The sequence below is a fragment of the Cupriavidus sp. 05T41 genome (genome assembly GCF_056396525.1).
In genome coordinates this window covers 1-2,774 of sequence record NZ_JBFTLQ010000186.1, presented here as the reverse complement: position 1 = coordinate 2,774, position 2,774 = coordinate 1, and the positions used below count along the sequence as shown (strand labels likewise).

2 protein-coding genes are annotated in these 2,774 nt (G+C 67.8%); both read left to right on the top strand.

The annotated features are described in order from the left end of the window. The first annotated feature begins 2 nt into the window (after window positions 1-2). A complete protein-coding gene (gene asd / locus AC1DKV_RS40350) occupies window positions 3-1,094 on the top strand; it encodes an aspartate-semialdehyde dehydrogenase (protein WP_477139752.1) in 1,092 nt (363 codons plus the stop codon). Window positions 1,095-1,420: 326 nt separating this feature from the next. After that, on the top strand, window positions 1,421-2,774 hold a 1,354-nt coding region (locus AC1DKV_RS40345), incomplete at its 3' end, for a type IV pilus assembly protein FimV (RefSeq protein WP_477139751.1).

The window sequence follows — 2,774 nt, the reverse complement described above, 5'->3', positions numbered from 1 at the left end:
TCCTGATGCAGCGCATGCAGGAAGAGCGTGATTTCGACCATATCGAGCCCGTATTCTTCAGCACGTMCAACGCCGGCGGCCAAGCCCCGGCCATGGCCAAGAACGAAACCACGCTGAAAGACGCCAACGATATCGATGCACTGCGCAAGTGCGATGTCGTCMTCACCKSCCAGGGCGGCGACTACACCAACGAAGTCTTCCCGCAGTTGCGGGCGGCTGGCTGGAAGGGCTACTGGATCGACGCGGCGTCTTCGCTGCGCATGAAGGACGATGCCATCATCGTGCTCGACCCGGTCAACCTCGGCGTGATCAAGGATGCGCTGTCCAAGGGCGTGAAGAACTTCGTCGGCGGCAACTGCACGGTCAGCTGCATGATGATGGGCCTGGGCGGCCTGTTCCAGCACGACCTGATCGAGTGGATGACCTCCATGACCTACCAGGCGGCCTCGGGCGGCGGCGCGCAGCACATGCGCGAACTGCTKACCCAGTTCGGCACGCTCAACGCCTCGGTCAAGCCGCTGCTGGACAATCCGGCCTCGGCGATCCTGGAGATCGACCGCACCATCCTGGCGACCCAGCATGGCCTGTCGGCAGACGAAACCAAGCAGTTCGGCGTCCCCCTGGCCGGCAACCTGATCCCCTGGATCGACAAGGACCTGGGCAACGGCGTGTCGAAGGAAGAGTGGAAGGGCGGCGCCGAGACCAACAAGATCCTGGGTCGCGGCGAAGGTTTCGTCGGTGCGACCGGCGCCTCGCCGATMGCCGTCGATGGCCTGTGCGTGCGTATCGGCGCCATGCGCTGCCACTCGCAGGCGCTGACCATCAAGCTGCGCCGCGACGTGCCGCTCGATGAGATCGAAGGCATGCTGGCCGACAACAACCAGTGGGCCAAGGTCGTGCCGAACACGCGCGAGGCCAGCGTGACCGACCTCACGCCGGCTGCCGTCACCGGCACGMTGACCATCCCGGTCGGCCGCCTGCGCAAGATGCAGATGGGTGGCGAGTACCTGTCGGCCTTCACCGTCGGCGACCAGCTGCTGTGGGGCGCCGCCGAGCCGCTGCGCCGCATGCTGCGCATCCTGATCGAAGCCTGACGGGGTTTGCCGCCCGGGCCGCCGGAGAAGCCATGTCTCGAAACATGGCGCCTTGCGGCGGACCCGGCACTCCGGGGTTTCGTTGCTGGCAGGCAACAGAAACCCCCGCTTTGAGGATAACGCCGCGCCTGTGCGCGGCGTTGTCGCGATCGGCTGCCTATTTTTCCGTGCGTTGGGCCACAATACAGCCGGCATATGTCGGGCTGTGGAGGCGGTTTGCCGCACGCCCGTACGAGTTGGCGCGGGGCTCAGTCGGGACGCTAACTTGCTGCGCTAAACCATTGATGTTAAGTTAATTTCACTACTAAAACACAACGGAGCACAAGGTGAGTGTGAGCCAACATCGCCGGAAAGATGCGCCTATCGCCCGTCAGCGCTGGTCAACGCTGGCCTTCACGGCACTGGGTCTGCTGCTCGCGCAGCCGGCTGCCTATGCCGCGGGATTCGGGCAATTACGGGTACAGTCGAATCTGGGTCAGCCGCTACAGGCGGAAATCKATATCAGTGGTGTCAGCGCCGAGGAAGCGGACGGTCTTTCCGTCAAGCTTGCCGCGCCGGACGCTTATGCCAGGGCCGGCCTGACCTACCTGCCAGCCGTCAGCAGCCTGCGCTTGCAGGTCGAGCGCCGTCCCAACGGCAGCTACGTGGCGCGGGTGCGTTCCAACCAGCCGATCAGCGAGCCCTTTGTCGATATCCTCGTCGACATGACCTGGGCGAGCGGCAAGGTCTCGCGCGCCTACACATTCCTGCTCGACCCGGCCGGCGCCAAGCCGACCAACCAGACATTCTCGCCCACCACGGTGGTGCAGGCAGGCACGCCTGACGAGTCGGGCGGTGCCAGCGTGCCGGCCCCGGCCGCCGCGCCTGTTCCCTTGACGGCGGCGCCGGCCGAGACGGCTCCGCCCGCCCGCCCGCAAGCCAGGGCACCCGCGCCGCGGCCGCGCCGCGAAGCGCCGGCGGTGGCCACGGCGGCCTCGGGTTCCTACACGGTGCAGCGTGGCGACAATCTCTCCTCGATTGCCGGCGATGCCATGCAGGGCCAGGACGGCGTCTCGCTCGACCAGATGCTGGTCGCGCTCTATCGCAACAACCCCAATGCCTTCGTCGGMGGCAATATGAATCGCCTCAAGGCGGGGGCGGTGCTCAAGGTGCCGAGCCAGCAGGAGGCGCAGTCGGTCGCGCCGCGCACGGCCCGCCGCGAGGTGGTGGCGCGCACGCAGGGCTTCGATGCCTACCGCAGCCGGCTGGCCACGGCCGCGGCCGCGCGCTCGGTGGAGGCCGGGAGCGGCCGCTCGCAATCGGGCAATGTCACCGCCCGCGTGCAGGAGCAAGCCGCGCCGGCTGCCGGCCCGCGCGACGAACTCAAGCTCAGCAAGCCGGAGCGGGGCAGCCAGGCTGCCGCCACCGCCGCGGCCGAAGCCGATATCGCCAAGGAACGCCAGCTCAAGGAAGCCGAGACACGCCTCGCGCAGCTCGAGAAGAACGTCACCGACATGCAGCGGCTGGTCGAGCTGAAGAACGCMGAGATCGCCAAGCTGGGCCAGGCCCAGGCCGCCAAGAGCGCGGACAAGGAAGCCCCGGCGCCGGCGGCCGCGCCGACGGTAGTGCCGGCCGATGCCGCCAAGGCCGACTCCGCAGCCGCTCCGGCAGCCAGCGCCGCCGCGGCGACAGCGGCAGCCG